General features: G+C 40.6%; 26 protein-coding genes. 13 read left to right on the forward strand and 13 right to left on the reverse strand.

What is annotated here, in order from left to right; translation table 11 throughout:
• Positions 1–337: 337 nt before the first annotated feature.
• Positions 338–844 (forward strand): glycine cleavage system transcriptional repressor, encoded by a 507-nt coding sequence (locus AAEZ18_RS11460; protein WP_011327021.1) that lies wholly within the window; start codon positions 338–340, stop codon positions 842–844.
• A gap of 266 nt (positions 845–1,110) precedes the next feature.
• Here AAEZ18_RS11460 and AAEZ18_RS11465 read toward each other — a convergent pair whose 3' ends face one another.
• From AAEZ18_RS11465 to AAEZ18_RS11490, 6 genes are all read right to left on the reverse strand, one after another.
• The gene (locus AAEZ18_RS11465; protein WP_011327019.1) at positions 1,111–1,566 is read right to left on the reverse strand and encodes a hypothetical protein; all 456 of its coding nucleotides are present in this window, start codon (positions 1,564–1,566) and stop codon (positions 1,111–1,113) included.
• 141 nt (positions 1,567–1,707) lie between these two features.
• Positions 1,708–4,824 carry an efflux RND transporter permease subunit gene (locus AAEZ18_RS11470; RefSeq protein ID WP_350594788.1) on the reverse strand — a complete coding sequence of 1,039 codons (3,117 nt, stop codon included), beginning with the start codon at positions 4,822–4,824 and terminating at the stop codon, positions 1,708–1,710.
• A gap of 8 nt (positions 4,825–4,832) precedes the next feature.
• Entirely contained in the window at positions 4,833–6,581 is a 1,749-nt protein-coding gene (locus tag AAEZ18_RS11475) for an efflux RND transporter periplasmic adaptor subunit (protein ID WP_350594786.1), read from the reverse strand.
• Complete coding sequence (locus AAEZ18_RS11480; RefSeq protein ID WP_011327016.1) at positions 6,571–7,896, reverse strand: TolC family protein; 1,326 nt, start codon at positions 7,894–7,896, stop codon at positions 6,571–6,573. Before AAEZ18_RS11480 ends, AAEZ18_RS11475 begins: the two co-directional genes overlap by 11 nt.
• Before the next feature lie 91 nt (positions 7,897–7,987).
• A complete protein-coding gene (locus tag AAEZ18_RS11485) occupies positions 7,988–8,359 on the reverse strand; it encodes a hypothetical protein (protein ID WP_011327015.1) in 372 nt (123 codons plus the stop codon).
• Between the two features lie 130 nt (positions 8,360–8,489).
• On the reverse strand, positions 8,490–9,098 hold the full coding sequence (locus AAEZ18_RS11490) for a paraquat-inducible protein A (protein WP_193038837.1): 609 nt from the start codon (positions 9,096–9,098) through the stop codon (positions 8,490–8,492).
• A gap of 241 nt (positions 9,099–9,339) precedes the next feature.
• Between AAEZ18_RS11490 and AAEZ18_RS11495 the strand changes: the two genes are divergently transcribed.
• Positions 9,340–9,906 carry a PhnA domain-containing protein gene (locus tag AAEZ18_RS11495; protein ID WP_086994814.1) on the forward strand — a complete coding sequence of 189 codons (567 nt, stop codon included), beginning with the start codon at positions 9,340–9,342 and terminating at the stop codon, positions 9,904–9,906.
• A gap of 147 nt (positions 9,907–10,053) precedes the next feature.
• Positions 10,054–10,863, forward strand: a complete 810-nt coding sequence (locus AAEZ18_RS11500; protein WP_011327012.1) for an META domain-containing protein — start codon at positions 10,054–10,056, stop codon at positions 10,861–10,863.
• A gap of 56 nt (positions 10,864–10,919) precedes the next feature.
• Here AAEZ18_RS11500 and AAEZ18_RS11505 read toward each other — a convergent pair whose 3' ends face one another.
• Positions 10,920–11,759: a 23S rRNA (adenine(2030)-N(6))-methyltransferase RlmJ gene (locus AAEZ18_RS11505; RefSeq protein ID WP_350594782.1), complete on the reverse strand. Its 840-nt coding sequence runs from the start codon at positions 11,757–11,759 to the stop codon at positions 10,920–10,922.
• Positions 11,760–11,997: 238 nt separating this feature from the next.
• On the opposite strand from AAEZ18_RS11505, the gene AAEZ18_RS11510 reads away from it, so the two are divergent.
• The 9 genes from AAEZ18_RS11510 (at position 11,998) to AAEZ18_RS11550 (ending at position 19,298) form a co-directional block, all read left to right on the forward strand.
• Entirely contained in the window at positions 11,998–12,228 is a 231-nt protein-coding gene (locus AAEZ18_RS11510) for a cell division protein ZapB (RefSeq protein WP_011327009.1), read from the forward strand.
• Complete coding sequence (locus tag AAEZ18_RS11515; RefSeq protein ID WP_011327008.1) at positions 12,228–12,533, forward strand: cell division protein ZapA; 306 nt, start codon at positions 12,228–12,230, stop codon at positions 12,531–12,533. Before AAEZ18_RS11510 ends, AAEZ18_RS11515 begins: the two co-directional genes overlap by 1 nt.
• A 59-nt stretch (positions 12,534–12,592) precedes the next feature.
• Positions 12,593–13,609, forward strand: coding sequence for an MBL fold metallo-hydrolase (locus tag AAEZ18_RS11520; protein ID WP_011327007.1), 1,017 nt, complete (start codon positions 12,593–12,595; stop codon positions 13,607–13,609).
• A gap of 56 nt (positions 13,610–13,665) precedes the next feature.
• Positions 13,666–15,135 carry a transglycosylase SLT domain-containing protein gene (locus tag AAEZ18_RS11525; protein ID WP_011327006.1) on the forward strand — a complete coding sequence of 490 codons (1,470 nt, stop codon included), beginning with the start codon at positions 13,666–13,668 and terminating at the stop codon, positions 15,133–15,135.
• A 70-nt stretch (positions 15,136–15,205) separates the two neighbouring features.
• Positions 15,206–15,700, forward strand: a complete 495-nt coding sequence (locus AAEZ18_RS11530; RefSeq protein WP_011327005.1) for an FKBP-type peptidyl-prolyl cis-trans isomerase — start codon at positions 15,206–15,208, stop codon at positions 15,698–15,700.
• A 31-nt stretch (positions 15,701–15,731) separates the two neighbouring features.
• Positions 15,732–16,460: an SDR family NAD(P)-dependent oxidoreductase gene (locus AAEZ18_RS11535; protein WP_089367629.1), complete on the forward strand. Its 729-nt coding sequence runs from the start codon at positions 15,732–15,734 to the stop codon at positions 16,458–16,460.
• The gene (locus tag AAEZ18_RS11540) at positions 16,457–17,296 is read left to right on the forward strand and encodes an amidohydrolase family protein (RefSeq protein WP_089367628.1); all 840 of its coding nucleotides are present in this window, start codon (positions 16,457–16,459) and stop codon (positions 17,294–17,296) included. The genes AAEZ18_RS11535 and AAEZ18_RS11540 overlap by 4 nt, the downstream gene beginning before the upstream one ends.
• Positions 17,297–17,345: 49 nt before the next feature.
• The gene (locus AAEZ18_RS11545) at positions 17,346–18,911 is read left to right on the forward strand and encodes a S41 family peptidase (protein ID WP_089367627.1); all 1,566 of its coding nucleotides are present in this window, start codon (positions 17,346–17,348) and stop codon (positions 18,909–18,911) included.
• 3 nt (positions 18,912–18,914) lie between these two features.
• On the forward strand, positions 18,915–19,298 hold the full coding sequence (locus tag AAEZ18_RS11550) for a hypothetical protein (RefSeq protein WP_011327001.1): 384 nt from the start codon (positions 18,915–18,917) through the stop codon (positions 19,296–19,298).
• Positions 19,299–19,368: 70 nt separating this feature from the next.
• Here the strand turns inward: AAEZ18_RS11550 and AAEZ18_RS11555 are convergent, their stop codons facing one another.
• From AAEZ18_RS11555 to AAEZ18_RS11570, 4 genes are all read right to left on the reverse strand, one after another.
• A complete protein-coding gene (locus AAEZ18_RS11555; RefSeq protein ID WP_011327000.1) occupies positions 19,369–20,544 on the reverse strand; it encodes a mandelate racemase/muconate lactonizing enzyme family protein in 1,176 nt (391 codons plus the stop codon).
• A 27-nt stretch (positions 20,545–20,571) separates the two neighbouring features.
• Positions 20,572–21,339 carry a class II aldolase/adducin family protein gene (locus tag AAEZ18_RS11560; protein WP_011326999.1) on the reverse strand — a complete coding sequence of 256 codons (768 nt, stop codon included), beginning with the start codon at positions 21,337–21,339 and terminating at the stop codon, positions 20,572–20,574.
• Positions 21,340–21,481: 142 nt separating this feature from the next.
• Positions 21,482–21,805 (reverse strand): c-type cytochrome, encoded by a 324-nt coding sequence (locus AAEZ18_RS11565; RefSeq protein ID WP_011326998.1) that lies wholly within the window; start codon positions 21,803–21,805, stop codon positions 21,482–21,484.
• A gap of 175 nt (positions 21,806–21,980) precedes the next feature.
• Entirely contained in the window at positions 21,981–22,520 is a 540-nt protein-coding gene (locus AAEZ18_RS11570) for a DUF2058 domain-containing protein (RefSeq protein WP_011326997.1), read from the reverse strand.
• Between the two features lie 264 nt (positions 22,521–22,784).
• On the opposite strand from AAEZ18_RS11570, the gene AAEZ18_RS11575 reads away from it, so the two are divergent.
• The gene (locus AAEZ18_RS11575; protein ID WP_089367625.1) at positions 22,785–23,933 is read left to right on the forward strand and encodes an MFS transporter; all 1,149 of its coding nucleotides are present in this window, start codon (positions 22,785–22,787) and stop codon (positions 23,931–23,933) included.
• On the opposite strand, the gene AAEZ18_RS11580 is transcribed toward AAEZ18_RS11575, so the two are convergent.
• A complete protein-coding gene (locus tag AAEZ18_RS11580; RefSeq protein ID WP_011326995.1) occupies positions 23,900–24,400 on the reverse strand; it encodes a prolyl-tRNA synthetase associated domain-containing protein in 501 nt (166 codons plus the stop codon). The two genes, AAEZ18_RS11575 and AAEZ18_RS11580, sit on opposite strands and share 34 nt — an antisense overlap.
• A 1-nt stretch (position 24,401) precedes the next feature.
• Positions 24,402–24,788, reverse strand: coding sequence for a hypothetical protein (locus AAEZ18_RS11585; RefSeq protein WP_011326994.1), 387 nt, complete (start codon positions 24,786–24,788; stop codon positions 24,402–24,404).
• Between the last annotated feature and the right edge of the window lie 126 nt (positions 24,789–24,914).

Here is a 24,914-nt window from a genome sequence, read left to right on the forward strand (position 1 = left end):
ACGTTGCAGTGATTATATTTCATCAAAGTGACAGTAATGTTACAGCGGTAATAATTATTTACCGTGTAATTTAAATATCTTTAAGATCGAATAGCAGCCGTGTTTATGCAGTATTGATGAACTAAATATTATATTTATTGGACAAAGTATTTATCGAGGTCAATACTCAGGAAGCATTTAGTTAATAATTATGGTTTGTTGCAAGGGCTGCACTGTAGGATTAAAGGTCTAACTTTAGCAACTAAATCATAATATTTAACCTGAACTCTGAATAGAGTTAAACAACACTTAATGCCTATGCATTACCTTATTTGGGCTTTAAAGAAGAGAACTATTTATGAAGCAGTTGGTTATAACCATTTTAGGACAAGATCGTCCTGGTTTAGTAGAGAGCATTTCATCCGTTATTTTAGAAAATCATGGCAACTGGCTAAGCAGCAACTTGAGCCATTTGCTCGGTCACTTTGCAGGTATTATTCAGATTGAAGTTAGCGAAGAGCATTTTCAGGCACTGCAAAATGCGCTCAATGCTCTGCCTAAACTTGATGTACGTATTGAAACAGGCAATACAGAAATAGAACCCGCCACACGTGAGCAACTTAACTTTGTTATTACCGGTAACGATCGCCCGGGTATTGTGCAAGAGCTTGCAAGTGTAATTCGTCATAAAGGAGCCAATATTACTCACTTAAACTCAAGGCAACAAAGCGCACCTAATTGGGGCGTGCCTATTTTTAGTGCTGTTGCTACAGTAACACTACCTAATGGGTTGAATAAAGAAGAAGTAATTAATGCATTAGAGTCGATAACAAGCGACTTAATTGTTGATGTAGAAAAGGTTTAACAAAATAACGGCGCTACACACCATAGTGTAGCGCCGTTATTTTTATTAGTTTTAACTGTATATAAATTTACATAACCTGAACTCTGGTTAAGAGATTTACTAACGTATTGAATCATAGTTATATTTAATTTTATTTTCTCTAGCTAGAAATTTTCAGTGAAAATAAGGCGAATTTACGCGTCAATAGCTGGCCTATTGCAAGAAAATTCAACGCAGTTAGCGCTGAAAATAGCTGCTTAAGATAAGTTTATTATCCGGAGATCAGGTTACATATCTATATGTCGGTTTATGCTTTGTACCATTTGTTTTAATCCTTGGTACTCAAGCTGCAGTATTTGTCCGAGTTTTTCTTTACCGTCTGCAGTTTGTGTTTTTCCCTCTAAGTACTCATAAGCATTTATTACTTTTTGATGCTGATCAGACAAATAGCCCTGAATAGCTTGCTCATCTAATTGGGTACTTCGATCTAAATCAGTAAAATTCAGTAGCTCTGGATTTTCTGCAAAATACTCATAGCAGTAGGTATCTAACGTATTTATGGTGGTGATTGCTTTAAAGCCAATTAAATCTTCAGCGAGTTTTTTTTCGTATTTAGTACAGTAATCAACTAATTGAGTATTATGCTCACCTAATAGTTCCCGCACACTAAAAAAGTTGGCCGCCATTTGTGTATGAAACAAAATAGTCCAGTCATACATTTGTTGAATTGTTTTAACTTGCATCTGCATTCCTTACTTAAGCTGAGTAAACATAGTAATGCGTAAATCGTGCCATATAAAAAAGTGAGCAATATCAATAGCAAAGTTGCAGGCTATGTAACTTAATACTGTTTTTCAGTATAAGTTACATAACCAATGTAAATATTATAGGTCGCGTTTGCGCCACAATAAATACGTTGCCGGTATTACTAATAAGGTTAAAACAACCGCACTAAACATACCCCCTACCATAGGCGCTGCTATGCGGCTCATTATTTCACTGCCCGTGCCAGTGCCATAAAGTACCGGTAATAAACCTATCACTATAGTAGCTACTGTCATCATTACGGGGCGTACTCTTAGCCCTGCGCCCTCTGTTATTGCTTGCTTAAGCTGCTCATAATTAAGCGGCACACCAGTTTGTTGTGCTTGGGTAATTTTTTCTTGGTAGGCCTGATTTAAATACACCAGCATGATCACCCCAATTTCTACGGCCACCCCTGCAAGTGCAATAAAGCCCACCCCAACAGCCACCGAAAAGTTAAAGCCTTCTAGGTACATTAGCCATATTCCGCCAATCATCGCCAACGGTAAAGTAACGATAATAATCAATACCTCCGCAAAGCTTCTAAAGTTCAGATACAGCAGCACTACAATAATGGCTAACGTTAGTGGTAATACGTAAGCAAGCTTATCTTTAGCACGCTGCATATATTCATATTGCCCAGCCCAGGTAATTGAATATCCTGCTGGTAGTATCAATTGCTCATGCAAAATTTGCTGGGCGTTTTCTACATATGTACCAATATCAATATTTTCTATATCAATAAAGCTCCAACCATTTAAGCGGGCATTTTCACTTTTTATTCCGGCTGGGCCATCTTCAATTAATACCTTAGCAACATCGGCTAAAGCTATACGCTGCCCGGCTGGAGTTACAATAGGAAGTAACATTAGCTCCTCAGGTGAATCGCGGTAACCTTGCGGGTATCGTAAATTTACCGGATAGCGCTCTTGCCCTTCTACGGTTTGGGTGACATTTGTGCCGCCAATAGCAGTAGCTACAACTTGCTGTATATCGGCAATATTTAAACTATAGCGCGCCGCTTTTTCACGGTTTATATCTACCTTAATATAACGCCCACCAGCAACTCGCTCAGAATAAACGGATGCCGTACCCGGTACATCTTTTAAAATGCTTTCAATTTGTTGACCTATTTTTTGAATTTCACTCAATTTAGGGCCAGCAACTTTAATCCCCACCGGGGTTTTAATGCCGGTTGCTAACATATCAATACGGGTTTTTATTGGCATAACCCATGCGTTAGTTACCCCAGGAAACTTCACTAAACTATCTAGCTCTTTTTTGAGTTTATCTAGGGTCATACCTTCGCGCCATTGATCTTTAGGCTTGAGCTGAATAAAGGTTTCTATCATGGTAAGCGGCGCTGGATCTGTGGCGGTTTCTGCTCGCCCTACTTTACCAAATACAGTTAGTACCTCTGGCACAGTGGCAATTAATTTATCGGTTTGCTGTAACAACTCCCGCGCTTTACCAATCGAAATACCTGGATAAGTAGTTGGCATATACATTAAATCGCCCTCATCAAGGGGGGGAATAAACTCACTCCCCATTTTATTTACAGGATAAAAGCCAATCACTGCAATCAACGTAGCTAAGGCCAAAGTTGCTTTAGGAAACTTAAGTACTGCGTTAAGTAATGGTTTATAAGCATTTACCAGCATACGGTTAACCGGATTTTTTTGCTCTGAAATTACTTTGCCGCGAATAAAGTATCCCATAAGTACCGGTACTAAAGTAATTGCAAGCCCAGCAGAGGCAGCCATAGCATAGGTTTTAGTGTACGCCAGCGGGGCAAACATACGCCCTTCTTGCGCCTCTAAAATAAATACCGGCATAAAACTTACCGTAATTATCATTAAGCTAAAAAATAATGCGGGGCCGACTTCACTGGCCGAATCAATCACCACTTGCCAGCGGTTCTCATCGGTTAGTGGGGTTTTTTCCATATGTTTGTGCATATTTTCAATCATCACTATAGCGCCATCGGTCATAGCGCCAATTGCAATGGCAATACCGCCAAGCGACATAATATTGGCATTAATACCTTGCCAATACATAATTAAAAATGCTGTTAAAATACCCAGCGGTAGAGTAATAATCGCTACTAAAGATGAGCGCACATGAAACAAAAATACAATGCAAACCAAAGCAACCACAACCAACTCTTCGAGTAATTTACTGCTTAAGTTATCAACTGCATCTTTAATCAAGTTGGAGCGGTCGTACACGGGTACAATTTCAACTCCCGCTGGTAACCCTTTTTTTAATGATTCGAGCTTTGCTTTTACCAGCTCAATGGTTTTTTGCGCATTTTCACCGAAGCGCATTACCACTACGCCACCAGCCACTTCGCCTTCGCCATTAAGTTCGGCAATACCACGGCGCATTTGCGGCCCTAGACGAATATCGGCCACATCACGCAATTGCAGTGGTGTGGCATTAGTATTTACACCTAAAGGAATCGCTTCTAAATCGGCGACACTTTTAATATAGCCGGTGCTAGTAACCATGTATTCAGCCTCGGCCATTTCGACTACCGATGCGCCCATTTCTTGATTGCCTTGGGCAATGGCAGTTTGAATTAAGCTCAGTGGAATGCCATAAGCTCGTAACTTATCGGGGTCAACCGTAACTTGGTACTGTTTTACCATGCCCCCTACTGAGGCAACCTCAGATACGCCAGGTACGGTTTGTAATTCAAATTTTAAAAACCAATCTTGTAAGCTGCGTAATTGGCTAATATCGTGTTGATTAGTTTTATCTACCAGTGCATATAAGTAAATCCAACCAACACCGGTGGCATCGGGGCCAAGCTCTGCGCTGGCTGTAGCTGGCAAGCGGCTCGCTACTTGGCTTAAATATTCTTGTACTCGGCTACGTGCCCAGTACAAATCGGTTTTTTCATCAAATATTACATATACGTAAGAGTCTCCAAAAAATGAAAAGCCCCTTACTGTTTGCGCTCCTGGCACCGATAACATTGCGGTGGTAAGTGGAAAAGTAACCTGATCTTGCACTACTTGCGGTGCTTGCCCCGGATACGAGGTTTTAATAATTACTTGCACATCTGATAAGTCGGGCAAGGCATCAACTGGGGTATTTTTAACAGCAAATAAGCCCCCGCCAATTAAAATAACGGTCAGTAACAACACAAAAAAGCGATTAAGAACGGACCAACGTATAATTGCAGCTATCATATTGCCTCCTAATGCGCGTTATGCAATTGCATAGTGTGATTACCTGATGCGCTTGTAGAGTGCTCGCCATTTATGTGGCTAATCACAAACTCCCCTTGCTGCAAACTAAAGGTAAAGTTTATTTGTTGCTGCGCTGCAAGTGCGGTTAAATCTATATCATCTGCAAAGGTAAAATCGAGCCTTGCAGGTTCGCGTCCCCATTTTTCTATTGCACCACGGCTAATATTTGCTATGCGCTGTGCTTTATCAATACTGTTAATTGTGCCCAAAACAGTTGCTGTATTTTTTTCGCTATTTGTTACTGTGCTTTTCATTATATGAATAGCCGTTAATACATAACTGCCATCAGCTTGCTTAGTCAGCTCAAAATGTAATGTTTGGCCATTTTCAAAAGCAGTAAAGTCAACATCATCAGCAACCGTAAAGTCCATTGTCATACTAGGCCAATCAAGTTCAGCTATCGGCTCATGGCTAATATTAACCATACGATGTTCCGCCATAATGCTATTAACAATGCCCTCGCTCCATACAGAGCTAACAGCTTGAGGGGCTTGCATACGTTTAAAGTCTGAGCTTTTACTTGATTCTGAATCTAATAAAAATTGCGCCGAAACCACCACGTCATCATCTGCCATTATTCCTGATAATATTGCGGTGTTTTTACTGTCACTTCTGCCCATTTCTACAGCCACAGATTTAAAACGCCCCTCGCCCAAGGCAACCACTACACGGTTTTGGTTACCGGTGCGGATCACCGCTTCTTTAGGGACTACTAATTGCGCTTTATTGGCTTGAGTATGAATATTTACTTGGGCAAACATATTAGGCTTAAGTTTATGGCCTTCGTTATTAAAGCGCAGGCGCACTCGCAAGGTCCGGTTTTTAGCATCGAGTGTTGGGTAAATATAATCCACTTTACCCTGCCAGCTTTGGCCACTTAAATAATCAAGCGTCATGCTTACTGGCTGGCCAATCTTAATTAGCTCAGCTTGGCGCTCAAACACTTGCGCTTCAACCCATACCTCATCAAGCTTACCAATACTCATCATAGTGGTGCCGGGGTTAACATAAAAACCTTCGCGCACATTTAGCTCTTCAACTACGCCACTTTGAATGGCATAAAAGGTAATGTTTTGCATTACTTGTTTACTTTTTTGCAGCCGCTCTACAAAATCATCCGATATATTAAGTGACTTTAAGCGTGCTTTAGCTGCGCGAATAAGCACCTGATTTTTACGATTGAGCGCTAATAGAAACTCTTCTTGGGCATTCACTAATTGCGGTGAGTACAAGGTATAAAGTGGCTCACCTTGCTCAACACTGTCACCCGCTGCTTTGATATAAAGCGTTTCTAACCAACCCTCTACACGAGGGTGAATATGAATAAGTTGATCTTGATTATATTGCACATAGCCAACCGTTTTAACTTCATTTTGTAACGCTTTGTACTGTACTTTGGCGATTCTTACCCCGAGATTATTAACCACCGCTGGCGAAATAGTCACAGCACCTGGGCCATCTAAATTGCTACTACTGCCTGGTGCTTCATCGTAAACAGGCACTAAATCCATGCCCATTGGCGAAAGCCCGGGTTCATCACGTCGATAATTACTATCCATGGGTGCTACCCAGTACAGTGGTTGTTTTTCTGTGCTTGCTTTAATATCAGTATTGCTCGCGGGCATAAGCGATAACACTAATGCCGTTACTCCACCACCCACTACAGCAGCTATTAATAGTTTTAAATTAGTATTCACGATTTTGCTCTCCTAATTGCTCAAGCATCACAGCAGCGTCTTGGCTACTGGCATAATAATTTAGACGAGCAATAATAATTTGTTGGTCTATTTGAATATTTAAGCCGTCAATTTTGGCATTAAGCTCACTAATACGAGCACGCATAACTTCTGAAAAATCACCGTCGTCCCGCGTGTATGCATTGAGTGTGGCTTGGGCTTGCTCTGCCATTTGCGGTAATAACTTAGTTTGATAAAGCGTATCGCGTTTTTGTAACTGCATTAATTGGCTAAACTCTTTGAAATACATCCCTTTTAACTTTTGTAGCGCTATTAACTTTTGAGTTTTAACTGCTTCAGCTGTCGCTATTGCAGCGTTAACTTGCTGATCTTGGCGGTTACTAGTAAATAACGGCAAATCAATACTTACCCCAACAGAGAGTAAATCGGCTCGTGAGTCTCCCATAGGCGTATCACCTCGATGGCTATAGCCCATATTTACTCCAAACTGCGGCTTATAACTTTGCTTTGCGAGCGCTATTTCTGTTTGCTTAGCTGTTACTGTTTGATCAATAGCAACAATCGCGGGATGCGCCATAAGTAACGACATTAGCGCCTCAAATTCCAGCGTGGTAAAACTAATTAACGGCTCAATAGCTGTGTTTTTAGTACTTACTGGTTGAGTTAGCATGCTCATTGGCAACCATTGCGACAGCCGTTTTTTAGCACTTTCAAGTTGCTGCGCTAGCATTACTAATTTATCTTCTAGGCGAGTGAGCTCTAACTGAGCGCGAATAATATCTTGCTGACGAGTTTTGCCTAGCGAGCTGGCATAACTTGATTCGGTTATATCAATCAGTTGAGAAAATAAGGCTTTATCTTGTTCGATAAGCGCAATGCTGCGCTGAGCTCTGTACGCATTAAGCCATGATTCAATAACAATTGTTTTTACTTGTGCAAGGCGATCGGCTCGCAACCAAGGATGTTGCTGCGCAGATTGTGCTAAGGCTTGCTGTTTTAATGCTAGGCTGTCGCCACGACTAAACATTTGGCTTACACCAATACTTAGCTGCGTCATACCTTCTTGATCTAAAGCAAAACCATCGGTTGGCACGCCCATTAAACCCAAAGTTAATACCGGATCAGGCAAACTACCTGCGGCTATACTTTGTGCTTGCTCTGAGGCTTGTTGGTACTGGCTTGCCTTTAGCCAAGGCTCATGGTTTAGCGCATACGAAAGCGCCTCATCTAGGCTAAGTTCATTGCTGTGTGCTGAGATTGCAGTTCCTAGCATTAGCGCTAAAAAACTGACTTTAAATACTGCAAAGTGATTCATCACTTACTCCACTAAAATTAAAAGATTAATTTAGAGGCAGAAAAGGTGAATTAAACGACTTGACCTAATTTTAGGTACACCTATCCTGCAATTAAGCAGACATAGGGGGGCGGTATAGCGAGCTGACTAAATGGTGTTGGTTTTGTGAGGGATAGAGCTGTATTTTTTCAGAAATAATCAGTGGGGTGCTAAATAAACCATCAACACTCAACATTGAGTACGCTGAACAAGCATTAATTGGGCAATTACATTCTTGCTCGGTTGCTGCATCATCGCAACAGTCCATATTCATCATACTGACTGACATTTGCTGATGTACTTTTTCAGTTGCAACATTAGTTGCAGCATGCTGTGTTTGGCTCATGTGCGGCATTTCACATAGCATAGCAACAGACGCAACAGCCTGACCCACAAGCGTGAGTAACATAGCGATGATCAGTAAACTAGAGTAAATGCGTTGCAAAAAGTTGCCTTATTGAGGTTCTAGGTTCTAGGTTCTAGGTTCTAGGTTCTAGGTTCTAGGTTCTAGGTTCTAGGTTCTAGGTTCTAGGTTCTAGCGAAGTTTATGATAACTGAATAGTTAATACAAACCTTTATATATTTTTTGCATCGGTTTTAATAAAACTACTCGCGGCAATGGCAAATAAGCAATAACCGGTAAAATACCAAAAGCCATTCCCCAGTTCGGCGTGCATTTTAATTAGCCCACCGGTTTCACCCTCGGCATTGCCTGCAAGGTAAGTAACAATAAGTGCAATAACAAACACATCTACCATACTCCATTTACTCAAAGCGCAAATAGTTACTCCCAGATTTAGCTTAAACTTACTCGCTGGCAATAAGCAAAAGACTAATTGCATTAGTAACTTAATAGTCGGTATTACAATTGAGAAAAAAGCCACCAACACCGCCACTAAATAATTTTTATTATGAGCCAGTTCGTTAACCGTTCCCCAAATGCTGCGTGTTTTTTGATAAGCACTTATCTCACCTTCAAGCTTATCTAACCCAAACATGCTTGATGCCATCATCAGCATGTTTCGAGTGTTGCGGTCGCCTTCATCGGCAATCATCTCAATGCCTGTTTGCGCTAATTTAGACTTATCTATTTTCCCCTCTAGGGATAATACAGGCTGGGTAACACCGGGAACCAATAAAACTAAAGCAATTAAAATACTAACTATAGGGAGAAGTAAGCGCATAACATATCAAAAAAATAAACCATCATGCGCTTATCATACGCAAACTTAAACGCTGCGTCTTGCTCAATGCTAAACCGAGTTTGCTGTATTTAATTATTGTAATTTGCAGTTACAAACAAGATATAACCATACTTTTTATATGGATATGCGCTAATCCTTAGTGCAAATGTACACAAAGAGCCCAGATGGAGGTATAATAACCACATAATATTTTTGTAAAAACAGCATAAGAGCCTCCTATATGAGCATTGAACAAGCCTTAGTAGAACGTAGTAATAACCAATGTGAATTATGTGCAGCAACAGATACTTTATCTGTGTACGAAGTTCCGCCAGTTAAAGAAGCCCACTCAGATAAATGCATTTACACTTGCCAAGTATGTAAAGATCAAATTGAAGACACCGCTGAGCTAACCCCTACCCATTGGCATTGTTTAAACGACAGCATGTGGAGCCAAACTCCTGCAGTTCAGGTAGTGGCTTATCGTATGTTGAGCCGCTTAGCTGCCGACAATGGCTGGGCACAAGACGCCCTAGATATGATTTATCTAGAAGAAGATGCTCTAACATGGGCTCAACAAGTACTTGCTGAAGATGACGACTTAAAACATCTTGATAGCAATGGCGTAGTACTTAAAGCCGGTGATACCGTAACGCTAATTAAAGATTTAGATGTAAAAGGCAGCAGCCTAACCGCTAAGCGCGGTACTGCGGTACGTAATATTGGCTTAACCAGCAATCCTGAACATATAGAAGGGCGTGTTGATGGTCAACGTATTGTAATTCTGACCAAGTTTGTTAAAAAGTAAAAATATTTATTTAGGGCGCATAAGCGCCCTTTTTTACGCGTTGTAACAATCACGAAGCCAAACTTTTACTCCTCAATTAAGCCTTGATTAAGTAACTAAGCACTATCATCATTTAAAATCATCTAATTTAGTATTAAAGGAACAACGATGTTTAAACGTAAGCCAAGTTCAATTTTAAAATCGGTAGCAGGGATCAGCTTCTTAGCCAGTGGCGCATTGGTATTATCTGGATGTGATGATGCTAAGAACACTGCACAGGCAACACAGGCAGAGTCAACAGCAACGCTAACAACTGAAGTTAGTTACCTTGATCGCAGCATGTTGGCGCCTAATTCACAGCTAACAGTAACACTTGCCGATGTATCTAAAATGGATATTAAAGCAACCGTTATTAGCCAGCAGGTTATTGATTTAAATGGTGGTCCTCCTTATACAGTAGAGCTTGCCTACGACACTAACAAAATTAATAAAGCACTTAGCTACAGCGTTAGTGCACGTATTGAAAATAATGGTGAGCTACTCTACACCAGCACAAGCAATAACAACCCATTCGCAGCAGATGCACAAACCAGCCCGTACAAAATTGTGGTTACAAAAGTAGATCAAAAACCAGATGTTGATTTAGCAAATACATATTGGAAAGCAATCACTTTAGCTGGCGATAATGTTACGGTTACAACAAAAGAACCTTTCATTCAATTTAGTAATGATGGCAAAGTGCATGGATTTTTAGGCTGCAATAACTTTAACGGTGGTTATGAAGTTAATGAGCAAACGGTGACTTTTGATCACATAGCGGCAACGCAAAAAATGTGTCATGAAAACATGGATCAAGAAGCTGCAATGTCTAGCATGCTAAGTAAAGCTGCGCAGTGGCAAGTTAATGGCGAATCGTTGAGCTTAAAAGATGAAAAAGGTGAGCAACTAGCTACCTTTAAAGCCGTTTACTTTAACTAAAATAACTGCAGTAATAATTAAAATGCCCAGTTTAACTGGGCATTTTGCTATGTGGGTTACTCTGCGACTAACTGCTCGCTGCGATAAAAACCACTTGATTCACTCAATATACTCACCAGCTCTGGCAACACCTCATCCATAACCTGTTTTAATTTCCACGGTGGATTAATTACTATCATCCCCGAGGCAGTCATGCCATGCACGTCGGTATCGGCTTTGGTAGCTAGCTCAAATAATTGAATATTACGCATGCCAGAGTCAATTAGGTCTTGCTCCATGTTTTCAATGCGGCTGCGGTCAACAACAGGATACCAAATCATGTATGTGCCGGTAGCAAAGCGCTGATACGCTTGCATCAACGTAGTAATAACAGTGTCGTAATCGTCTTTGACTTCATAAGGTGGGTCTATTAACACGCAGGCTCTGCGCGATGCAGGGGGTAATAAGCCAACCAAACCAGCAAAACCATTTTCGCCACGTACTCGAATCGAACGCTTCCCTTGCATGTTCTCCTCTAGTAATAACAAATCACGTGGGTGCAGCTCAAAAAACCAGCCTTTATCTTGGCGGCGTAAAAAGTGTTCCGCAATTTTTGGCGAACCCGGATAAAACTCTAAATCGGCTGTTTGGTTAAACGATTTGATCAGTGCAATGTAGTCGTTTAAAGCTGAGTGTTTACTAGTGTGTTGCCACAGTTTTTCAATGCCGTCTTGATACTCTTGTGTTTTTTGTGCATCGGCCGCTGCTAATTCGAAAAAGCCCGCACCCGAATGAGTGTCTATATAATCCAGTGGCTTATCTTTTAAAGTTTGGTAACCTAACACTTGTGCTAACACTAAATGTTTAAGTACATCGGCAGGGTTTCCGGCATGAAATGAGTGTCTGTAACTAAGCATTATTTATTTTCGCCATACGCTATTTAATAAAAACAGTGAACCATAAGCACTGTACTTTGACAACCTATCCCCTGATAAGCGGCCATTAAAATGAACCATTTCTGAATGAAAAAGCCAATACACTGAATTATCCCTTAACAGAGAATAAAAATCAGCTAAAACCAGCGTAAATGCTGGTAAATAAACAAACTTTGCTTTACATTTGCATTACCTTAATTACAGTTATATGAGCGCCTTTATGAATAACAACACTCTTCAACAACTCGAACAACTGATCGACCAATTAATTCAGCGTAATAATCAATTACAAGCTGATGTTTCTAATTTAAAAGAACAAAATAGTAAACTCGCTGACGACAACGAGCTTTTGCAATTAGAAGCCCTTGAAAACGAAGAAAAGCAAAAAGATGCCAGCACTACTTTATCTGGCCTGCTTGATAAGTTACAAAGCGCACAACAGGCTAGCTAATGTCTGAGCTGCAAAACCAGCGAGTCACTGTTGAATTGCTTGGTAAAGAGCAGCAATTTGCTTGCCCACCTGGGCAAGAAGAGGCACTTAAAGCGGCAGCTAAAAATCTCAATGATTTGGTTGAGCAAATGAAACAACGCTCTACTGTTAAAAATGAGCAAAATGCCCTACTTATGGCAGCCTTAAATTTAAGCCACGAATTGCTAGAAGCAAAGACTATAAAAGCCGTTGATCTGCAACACCAAGATCAACTCATTGATAAGTTGAGTCAGCACTTATCAAATGACTCTAAACATAATAAATAAAAGCGCCTAGAGCGCTTTTATTTATTACGCAGCTTTTAAACCATAATAGAGAGCGTTATATGAAGTCAGCCCTGCGTTTATTTAAATTAAGTAAGTACCTACTACTGCTTAACTCTTTTTATTTTGCAGCCAATGCTAACGCCGATGTTACGTGGGAGAAAATAAGTCCCAATATTCAATTTTTAAAACAACAGCATAAACTACGTTTTTACGACTCAAACCAAGTATTAATTGAAGGTAGTAAATGCGCACTGTTAGTAGATACCAGCGGCAACTTTGCTGCAGTAGAACAACTTGCTAGCGATTTAAAAAAGCACTTAACAACACCTTTGTGTTACTTAGTGGCCACTCATTTTCATGACGATCATTTGCTGGGGATGGCTGTAATGCAGCACTTTTACCCCGATGCGCAATTAATTACCCATCAGCAAGTAAAAACTGACTTTGCCCTTTATCAGCAAGCATTTAACGATAAGCTAGAGGGATTCGAAAAAAGCATTGAGCTTAGCTACCAACGCTTAGCAACACTCCCCGAAAATGAGCAAGCCCAGTGGCGCACAAAGTTAGAACGCGCTAAACAGCGCCTATTCCGCTGGCAAAAATATCAACTCAATGCACCTGAAATAAGCATAAACACCAATAAAACACTAGACTTAGGCAATTTTGAGATTACTTTAAACGCCCACCAAGCACATACCAATGGCGATTTAACCATTACAACTAACAGTGGCAGCACTTTGATTGGTGGAGATATTGTTGACTGGCTTCCCTACCCTGGCCACGGCGAGCTAAGCAGCTGGCGCGCACTGCTACAACAATATATTAATGACTCAGTGCTAAAAACTATAATTCCTGGTCATGGTGAACTAACTAATAAGTCGCAACTGCAGCAGTCGCACGCATTTTTAACCGCCATTACAGAGCATGTAGCTAATAATAGTGGGCAAACAATAGAGCAGTTAATGCTGTCATTTCCTGATGTCGCGATTAAACCCTACATGCAAGAGTCGCTTAATGCCAAGTCGAGTAATTTATTTTTACAAGCAGGATTAATTCGCGCGATAAACGCAAAATAACTCAACACAACGGACTGTGTTAAAATAGTAAAAGGATTTTAATAGAAGTGAATGTTATGCGCAGTTTGGTTTTAGCTTGTTTAGGTGTTTTTTTATTTGGCTGTGAAACCACCAAGCCAGAGCCTATAGAAGCACCGCAAATATTTACTCACTTTAAGCCAAGTTACAGCGCCCCTAGTGAATTAAAAACACCGCAAAGCACAAAAACTAACTTACGCATAACGCCGCCTAAAAATACAAAAAATAAGATAATAACGCCACCGGCCAAAACAACTGACTTATGGCAGCATATCGCTAATAATCTGCATTTTCCTATTGAGCAAAATAAAGCGCTGAAAAAGCGTATTAATTGGTATTTGCAGCAACCCGATTACCTGCAAGTTATGAGCAAACGAGCCGCTCCGTATTTATACCATATTGTAAAAAAGGTAGAACAACAGCAACTACCAATAGAGTTAGCACTGCTGCCTTTTGTAGAGAGCGGATTTAGACCCACTGCACACTCATCGCAGCAAGCTGTTGGCGTATGGCAACTGGTAGGAGCAACTGCACATCATTTTGGGGTTAAGTCTGATCAATGGTATGACGGCCGCCAAGATGTACTTGCCGCCACCGACGCAGCACTGGCGTATTTAAGTTACTTATATAAACGCTTTGATGGCAATTGGCTGCACGCTCTCGCCGCTTATAATAGCGGTGAAGGGCGAGTTAAACGCGCGATTAAACAAAATAAAAAGCACGGTAAAAGCACTGATTACTGGTCGCTAAAATTACCTCAAGAAACCGCCGATTATGTACCCAAGTTACTGGCACTAAGCTACTTAGTTAAACACCCGCAACAAGGTTTTAAACGCCCAAAGCTCGCTTACAAAGCATTGACCACCCATATGAATGTAGGCCAACAATTTGATTTTTCAATCATTGCCAAGCTCTCTGGAGTAGGCTCTAAGCAGCTACATGCACTTAATCAAGGGTATTTAAAAAATCAAAGTTCACCCAATGGTCCGCATACGTTATTACTGCCAATTGAGCAACAGGCACTATTAAACAGTTCGTTTTTTAAAACTAACTTTGCTGGAGAGTACATAGTTAAACAAAACGATACGCTTTACAGTATTGCTAGGCGCTTTGGCATGCCTTTAAGTACCTTAAAGCAACTTAATAATAAACAAAACAACTTAATTGGCATTGGTGAAAAATTACTTGTTGGCCAGCCCAAAACACTTCCGGAATCATTGACTATTGATTATAAAATTAGCCCCTACCTTGAGCATCAAGAAGTGGTAATTGCAACACTCGAAATAGACTATGAAGTGCAACCAGGCGATACCTTGTGGAGCATTAGTCAGCTTTACAATGTGCCGCACAGTGACCTAGCTAAATGGAATAAACTGTCGGCGTCGAGTATGCTCAAACCAGGTATTCAATTAGTGTTATTTATTCCTCAAGCCGAAAAGCCTCAAGTAACAACAATTAAAAAAGATTTATTGTTAGATCTACAAAAAACATTAAATCAGCCACGTTAAGTTTCTAAAAAAACATATTTCGCGTAAAATTACGCTCTAACTAATACAGTCAAAATTTAAAGAGATAAGCATGCAAATTAGTAAAAATTCAGCCGTTGAATTTCATTACACCCTTAGCGAAGCCGGTGAGCAAATAGAAACCAGCACTAACGAAGCGCCTCTTACTTATATTCATGGCAGCGAAGGCATGCTTCCTGGTTTAGAAAATGCGCTGGAAGGCAAAGCCGCTGGCGAAAAGTTTAGCGTTACATTAGCGCCAAGCGAGTCATACGGCGAACGTGTTGATAACTTAGTACAACGCATTCCGTTAAAGCATTTACAAACACAAAGCAAAGTTAAAGTATGGAAACCAGGCATGACCGCAATGGTAAGCTCGGATCAAGGTCGTCATCAGGTAACTATTATTAAAGTAGGCCGCTTTAATGCCGATTGTGATTTAAATCATCCATTTGCAGGTAAAACACTGACTTTTGATGTTGAAGTAGTGTCGGTACGTGAAGCCACCAGCGAAGAAGTATCGCATGGCCATGTGCATGCAGCAGGCGGATGTGGTCACTCTCACTAATTAAAAAGTAATAACAAATAAAGGAGCAAGTATGTCAAAAGTGGCTATTGTTACCGGCGGCACCAAAGGTATTGGTTTAGCGGTAGTACAGCGCTTACTAGCAAGCGGCTATGAAGTACATAACCTTGATATAACACCAAGTAACTTTGGTGAGTTTCATCATTGTGATGTAAGCGATGTCACTGTTGTACGTCGTTGTATTAATGCCATAGTTGAGCAAACGCAGCGCATTGATGTACTTGTTTCTAATGCAGGAAAACATTTAAGCGCCAACATAGAAAGTACCGATGAGCAAACTCTCGATGCACTATTTGCGCTTAATGTAAAAGGCGCGTATGCGGCAGTGCAAAGTGTATTACCAATAATGAAAACCCAAAACAACGGCGCTATTGTGCTTATAGCCTCAGATCAGGCAATTATAGGTAAAAAAAATTCATTTGCTTATAACCTGACTAAACACGCCCTTGCTTCTATGGCAAAAACCACCGCGCTTGATTACGCGAGTTTTAATATTAGGGCTAATGCCGTGTGCCCTGGCACTATAGAAACACCGTTATTTCATAACGCCATAGACGCTTACTGTAAAAACAGTGGTGCCAATAAAGCACAAACAGTAGCCGAAGAGGCGGCATTGCAGCCACTTAACCGTTTAGGCCAAGCTGATGAAGTAGCCGCTTTAGTGAATTTTTTAGTCAGCGATGATGCAAGCTTTATCACCGGTAGCTTGCAAAGTATTGACGGTGGTTATACAGCGCAATGAGTAGTGCTATTATTGACCCCCATGTGCATTTTTTTAATCTACTTGAGGGGCAATATACTTGGTTACAAGGCGCTAACCCGCCGCCATGGCCTAACTTAGACAAAATAAAGCAGCCGATCAGTGCTGCGCAATTAATGCAAGATTGCGACTTTAAACTTGCAGGCTTAGTGCATATTGAAGCGGGGTTTGATAACAGCGCACCTATAAACGAGCTTAACTGGCTCACCAAGCACTTGGCTGGTATTACTTACAAAGCCGTTAGTTTTTCCCAGATTGATCAAAGCAATCAGCTATTTAGCCATGCGCTCAGTAACCTTTCCCATCCAAGCTTAGCGGGCATTAGAGATATTACCCAAGGTGATGACGCCAAACGTTTGCTCAGCAGTAATTGCTACAATAACTTTGAAACGTTACAGCAGTTAAAATTACATTTTGAAGCCCAGTTTGAGCTTGAAAACCATATTATAGTTAAGCAAATTGCTCAATACGCCAAACAGTTTCCACAGTTACAAATTATACTTAATCACGCAGGTTTACCCCACAATATGCCAGCGTGGCAGCAAGGCATTAAATTACTCGCCAAGTACCATAACATTGCAATTAAGTTTTCGGGATTTGAGTTACTTAAGCTCAATAGCGGGCAGCAAGCACAGTGCTTTAATATTATTTTGCAACACTTTGGCGAGCAAAGAATAATGTTTGCGAGTAACTTCCCCGTTTGCCAAATCAATACCCAATATAACGACTTATGGCAGGCACACTTTAACTTATGTAGTAACCAAGCACTTTGGCAGCAATTAAGCTATAAAAACGCTAAACACTGCTATCAACTCTAAATAAAAGCCGCTATATTTAAATTAATCGTTTAAAAATAGAGCTTCTTATATGCACTCTAAAATTCGTGACAAAAAAACAACAACACTCGCTTCCTTAGCACTGCTTAGCGTTTTATCTGGGTGTGGCGGCGGTAGCGATAGCGAGGGCCTTACTCCTAATAGCAATACCAATAGCTGGAACGCAGGGGTATTTGCCAGTGCCAGCCAATTTAAAGGACAATGCCAAGCAAGTAATGAAAAAAACTGGCTGCGTTCGTGGAGTAACGAAACCTACCTTTGGTACGATGAGATAATAGATACCGATCCAGCGCTTACAAGCGGCGTAGTTGCTTATTTTGATACCTTAAAAACCAATGAACTGACCGATTCAGGCGCTAAAAAAGATAACTACCACTTTAACTTACCTACCGATGAGTGGCAGCGCCAAAGTCAATCAGGGGTAACCTATGGCTATGGCTTTAATATAAAAATACTTGCTAGCAGCGCGCCACGCCAAGCCGTTATTAGCTATACCGAGCCAAATACACCTGCGAGTAATCAAAACCTTGCTCGTGGCTTTGAACTTGTTGCAGTAGATGGCATTGATTTTGTAAATACGACTTCCAGCAGTGAAGTTGCTCTTATTAGTGCAAGTTTGTTTCCTGAGCAAACAGGTAAAACGACCGAGTTTGTATTTAAAGACATAAATACTAACCAAAACCGTACCGTAACACTCACCTCGCAAAATATTACCTCGCAACCGGTAGTCAATGTGCGTACCGACTTAGCCGATGGCGATGTGGGTTATTTTCAGTTTAATAGCCATAATGCGATTGCTGAAGATCAGCTCTACAATGCATTTAACCAATTTGCAGCAAGTAATATTAAAGACTTAGTGATTGACGTACGCTATAACGGCGGCGGCTTTTTACAAATGGCCAGCCAAGTAGCCTATATGATTGCGGGCCGCGCGAACACCCAAGGAAAAGTGTTTGAGCGTACTGTTTTTAACGATAAAAATCCAAATACCAACCCGGTAACTGGGCAAACACTTAGCCCAATGCCGTTTACTAATCAGTTTGTGGGATTTGCTGATAACCCTGCAACTGTGCCCGGTAGCGCACTGCCAACATTAAACCTAAACCGCGTATTTGTTCTCACGACTAGCAGCACCTGTTCAGCAAGCGAAGCCATTATTAATGGTCTGCGCGGCGCCGACATTGAAGTGATCCAGATAGGCTCTGGTACCTGTGGCAAGCCTTATGGCTTTTATCCTACCGATAACTGCGCAACCACCTATTTTACCATTCAGTTTAGCGGTATAAATAATAAAGGTTTTGGCGAGTATGCTGATGGCTTTGCGCCAAAAAACACTATTGATAACGCTTTTCAACCCGTATTATTAAATGGTTGTGCGCTTGCCGATGACTTTTCTCAGCCATTAGGTAATGCCAATGAAGCACTGCTTAAAACAGCGCTTAACTATCGAAATACCGGTAGCTGCCCTGCGCCAAGCTCCATAAACAGTAAACAAGGTTTTGCACCTGCTATTACAACTGATTCGCCTGAAGTAAAAGATACGCGAATTCAAACCTTGCTTGAGCAAAATACTATTCTTAGCGATAACATGAGATAAACCATGAAAGTACGCCGACTTACAGTAATCGCATTTATAACAACCGCACTCAGCGGCTGCTTAGCACAAAGCGCTGAGCCAACTCCTAAGCTGCAGCATGCGCTATTAGTAACACCTAATAGCATAGCAGTAGCTAATGCTATTGCTAGCTTGCTGCATAGCTCACAAGTGCAATTAGCCGATGATGTATTTACTACTAACAGTACTGTGACGCTCGATAAACTCAACCATAAAGACTCTATGGGTAATCCTATTATGGGTAAGCAGCTTAATATGCCCGACCAGTTTGAGTTAATGATTAAAGGCAAGCAATGCTTTGTTCGCCATCTTGATAGCAAAGCAACGCAGCAGTTAAAAGGCGTGCAGTGTAAAATTAATCAGCTATAACAATAACGCCAAATAGAAAAAGCCGCGTAGTGAGCTATCACTACGCGGCTTTTTAATCTGTATGCTAAAACTATTTAATTTCTACACGCTGCGAGCGCATTACAATCTCATCGTTTAATTCAATACCAATACCTGGCTCTTCCGACACTTGAAAAAAGCCATTTTTAGGTTGAGGATCTTGCAGACACAACTCACGGTTCCATTTTTTAATCGCATAAGTATGATGCTCATGAATTAAAAAGTTAGGAATGGCTGTTTCTAAATGCAGTGAAGCTGCAGTCGCTACTGGCCCGCCGCATACATGCGCTTGAATGCGCACATCAAAAATATCGGCGTAGTCACACACTTTTTTCGTTTCGGTAAAACCACCACATAAACCAATATCGGGTTGCAATACATTAATACTTTGATCTTCTAAGTATGGGCGTACACCCCAGCGGTTATACAAGCGTTCACCACCAGCAATTGGCACGGCCACTTTATCAGCCACTTTGGCATGCAATGAATGGTTTAAATAGTTAACGGGTTCTTCAAAAAACATGCAATCGAATTCTTTCGCTATTTCGCCCAATTGAATTGCCGAAGTCACCCCTGGTAAGCTATGGCATTCAAAAATAATATCAACTTCGTCGCCTACCGCTTCACGAATCGCTTGCATACGCGCACGGTACAACTTCATTTCAGCGCGGGAAATAATATTAGTGCGATCGTAGTAAGTATTGCCGTCTTTATCGTACTGAATTGGGTCTACTTTTACTGCATCGTAACCCTCGGCAACCGCTTTTAAAGCCGCTTCGGCGTATTCTTGTGGCTGCACTAATGCTTTAAACTCGCTATCCCAGTCAAACTGCAGTTGCGATGCATAAGTGCGTAATTTATCGTTAACCTTACCACCAAGCAGTTGATACACAGGTACACCCAGTGCTTTACCTTTAATATCCCACAGAGCAGTATCAATCGCACTCATTGCAGCATATACAACAGGCCCACCACCTAAACCCCAAAAGCTTTCACGTAACATACGCGACCAAAGCTTTTCGGTTTGAAATGGGTCGTGGCCAATTAAAAATGCATCGGCCATTTCTTTGATCATAGCGGCAGCAGCGCTGTGGCCTAAATCGTATGCAAGGCCCGCTTCACCCACACCACTAATGCCTTCATCAGTATGAATACGTACAAATACTGGAGTCCAAGCAGGACGATCTGGGCAATGAATATCAAACACTTCAACGCGATTTACTTTCATGAATATTCCTTATTAACCTTTAAATGGTTATTTTGCAAAACTAGGATCAAGTCGGTACGCTTTGCGCAGCATAGCTGGCCACGCTAACTGCCCGCCAGTACTACCACTGTGCACTACATTTGCTTGATTATAAATATTGTCGATTATAGGCTGCGGGACGCTAATAGCCTGCTGCGAACTGGCTTGAATAGCGAGCTGTATTTCACAGGCGCGCTGTAAATCATAAAAGCGCATAAAAGCATCGCCCACCGTTGGCCCCACTGTTAAGCCACCGTGGTTAACTAACAACATATGGTTAGTATTGCCTAAATCATCTTGTAAGCGTTTTCGTTCATCATCGTTAACCGCTAACCCTTCGTAACCATGATACGAAAGCGACGGCAAAGAGAACATGGAATACTGACTTAGTGGCAATAAGCCATTTTTTTGTGTAGCAACAGCTATGGTTTCTTTCGTGTGCAAATGAATCACACAATGCGCATCGTCGCGTACTTCGTGAATTGCGCTATGAATAGTAAAGCCAGCTGGATTAATATTAAATGGCGTGTCGTCAATAATATTGCCGCTTAAATCTACTTTAACTAAGTTAGAAGCGCTGATTTCATCAAAGGTTAAACCAAAGGCGTTCACTAAGTAATGATCACTGCCCGGTATCCGCGCCGATAAATGCGTGTAAATTAAATCGCCCCAACGAAAATGATCCACCAACCTATAACAGGCTGCTAGATCAACTCGTAGCTGCCATTCTTGTGCTGATACTTTATTTTTTAAATCGAGCTGGGGTAAATCAAACATAATAAGCCTTTAAATACACATAAGGTCAATTGCGCAATAGATGTTTAGAAGTCTAAATTAGTATTTAGGTTATAGCAATCAGGAAATAAAACAGCCACACTAGGTGTGGCTGTTTTTTAATAAAAATAATTAACTGCGTTTATTATTTTACGTTTGCAAGGTAATCAGCAATTGCAGCAAACTCTTCATCTGTTACGGTTGCTACCATAGCTTTCATAGCCATAGACATACCATTACTGCGCGCACCTGATTTAATGTCTTTCATTTGTGCAACTAAATAGTCTTTATTTTGACCATTTAATTTAGGGTACATGCCCATAATAGGTGCCTTACCTTCTGCGCCGTGACACGTTTGGCAGTTTTTAGCAGTGTAAAGTGCAGCACCATCTGCAGCAGCTGCATTAAATGACAAGCTTGCGGCTAAACTAATACCCGCGCCTAATAAAAGTGTTTTAATTTTGCTCATTGTATTTACTCTTCTTTTTTTGACGGTTAAAAAACTGTTCTGGTGATTGTAGTCAACAACACTATAAAAAGCATACGTAACTAATAGCGTTTGACGATCAATCAGAACAAATACATGTACAGCTCATTTAAGTTAACTTTAGCAAAAATTAAATGAGTCTACACTTAACTAAAATTTACCACGTTAAATCATCTGGTATTTCAAAATCGGCGTATGGATCGTCTTCATCTTTTACTTTGCTTTCTGGCTCAACATGAAAAACAATATAATGTTCATCTACTTCAGCTACTTTACGTGCCGGTTCGTCTTCTAATACGTAAAATCGGCCTTCGAGCACACAAATAGCTAAGCGACCACCCGATAACGCTTTTTGCGTTCTTTCGTTTACTTCAATGCTCTTTACTTTGTTTTCGTAAGTAAAGTTAAAAGTACGCTCACCACGTATTGCTTCTTGGTTATGGTGTTCTAAAATTTGTTTAACACGGGCACTTTGCTCGCGCTGCTTTAAACTACCTTGGCGTGCCTGGTTAAGCTCTTCTGCTTTTTGTTGCTGCTCAAGTTTTGTTTGTTGAATATGCTTTTGTAAATCGCTAGGGTTACTGGTTGCACCCTTTTTTTGCTTTTTTTGCTGCTTACGCTTTTCTGATTTAGCAACTTTAGCTTTATGCGATGTTGTTAATCCTGCTTGGAGCAATTGCTCTTGAAGTGACCCCATGGCTCTATTCCACTAAAAACTAATATTAAGACTATTTTAATCACCAATGCCGGCAAATAACAGCGCTATCATCATTAATCTAACAAACGACGATAAAAACACCATGATTTAGCGCAAAGATAGCGGCTCTTTTAGTAAACAATTACTTATTACTGTTTATGGGTATACCAAATAGTCGCTTAAAGTATTCGTTTTTAGATTATCAAACACAAGGGATTTTTAATATACTGCCACTTAACTATTAGTTACTCGCCAAGCTATATAATGCGCCTACCTCACTTGTTGCTTTGCTCTGTATTTATTTTTTTTGTACTTTACGCTCCACAACCACTGCTTGGCCTATTTGCAGTTGAGTTTGGTGTTGCCCCCGCCGTTGCTGGCAGCTTAATGACTGCGGCTATGCTACCACTGGCTATTGCGCCTTTAGTGTATGGGTTGTTTTTAACTAAACGTAATCCTTTATTTATATTACGCATTGCTATGTTGTTATTGGGAGGATGCTGTTTATTATTTGTTTACGCCCCCACCTTTGAGCTGCTGTTATTGGTACGCTTTTTACAAGGCCTAATATTACCAGCGGCATTAACAGCCATGACCAGTTATATTGGCATGAGTTTTAGTGCCGATACACTGCAAAAAAATATGACAATCTACATTGGCAGCACCATAGTAGGTGGCTATTTTGGGCGTGTTCTGGCAGCTATTTTTAGCGATATATGGCACTGGCAAAGTTTTTATTATTTTATTGCCACCATGCTCATTTTGCTTGCGTGGAGTATTCCCCATACCCGCTTTAAAAGTAATAACGTTAAATCAATACTTTCACCACTAGACTATATTAAACAACTACGTGAAGGGCCGCTGCTAAAAGTGTATGGTGCGGTATTTTGTATGTTTTTTTGCTTTGCCGCTTTACTTAATTATTTACCTTTTATTTTGCAAAATACTTTTTTAATCACTAATACTCGCGACATTGGCTTGGTTTACAGTGGTTATTTAATCGGCGCTTTAGCGTCTATTACAACACCTTGGTTACTTAAAAAAGTGCCCTCTGCATGGCATTTATTAACGGCTATATTTTTGTTTTACAGTATTAGCATTGTCATGTTAATGAGCCACCAGCTAATAGTGTTTTTAGCCGCATTTACATTATTTTGCGGGTCTATGTTTGTGATTCACTCAACTGCCGCTCCCTTAGTTAATAAAATAAGTAAAGCACCACCGAGTGTTACTAATGGCGGGTATGTATCGTTTTATTACAGCGGCGGTGCACTTGGGTCGTTATTACCAGGGGTGATATACCAGCATCATGGGCAAACCGCATTTATGGCAGCTTTATTGGCTGTTTGCCTATGCGGCTTGATGCTGGTTATATGGGCTTACCTTGAAGGTAAAAATACTACGCGAGGCTGATGCTCAGTAAAGTTAAAAAACTGCTCTAAGTCTGCTTTATTAAGTAACCAGGTTTGGGTGTTTTCAAACGGATGACAATGAAATAGCTCACCTTGCCAAATATCTTGATCTAGCCAAACGCTTACTTCGTTTTGCTTGTCGTTCATTAGGCTAAGCATAGATACACACCCAGGTGCTACTTTTAAATAGCGCGCTAAACGCTCGCTTGAGGCAAATCCTAACCGCGATAACCCTTGTTGTTTTGATAATACTTTTAAATCAAGTTGCTTGTCATGGGCGGTTATAACTAAAAAGTGCCGCTTACCTTCATTATCACGTAAAAATAAATTTTTAAGTCGTGTCCCTGGGCGCTCCACCATAAAGGCATCGGCATCTAAACTGCCATGTAATGGTGGGTGCTCTATCACCTCATAATTAATATTTAACTGCGCTAATAGCGCTGCTAACTTTGTTTTATCAGCTAACATACTACAAACAACGTCCTCTTAATTGCACACTTAAATCACGCCACAGTACCTCATTAATTTCATGCTTAGCGGGGCAATAGTTGCGTGTTTCAAGCTCTTTGTTTAACAATTCAACAGCTTGATCTTCTAACTGCAATTTTAAAATACTCGACTCTTCAAAATGCTCTTGCGCTGCAAAACGCTCAAAGTCACTGCGGGTAAACTTTTTATCTAAATTAATGTTCTGGCGGCTTTTAGCCTTTACCGATACTACGTAGGCAAATAGCTTATTTCCTTGTTCATCTTGTTTTTCATGAAACTGTTTATTATTTATTTCATAAGGTTGCTCGTCACTTGAGTTAGCACAGCCAACAAGCAAAACCATCAGTACTAAGGCATACTTTTTCATTTTTAATTGTCTTTTTACTGAATATTGTTGTTGAGTCTACCAAAATTTCATCTAAACGGTAAAATTAGTGAAAAAATACTTGACCTATTTTATAAAAAATCTTAAAGTTCGTCCCGCTTGAGAATC

It is taken from the genome of Pseudoalteromonas sp. 19-MNA-CIBAN-0066 (genome assembly GCF_040308705.1).
Lineage (GTDB): Bacteria > Pseudomonadota > Gammaproteobacteria > Enterobacterales > Alteromonadaceae > Pseudoalteromonas > Pseudoalteromonas nigrifaciens.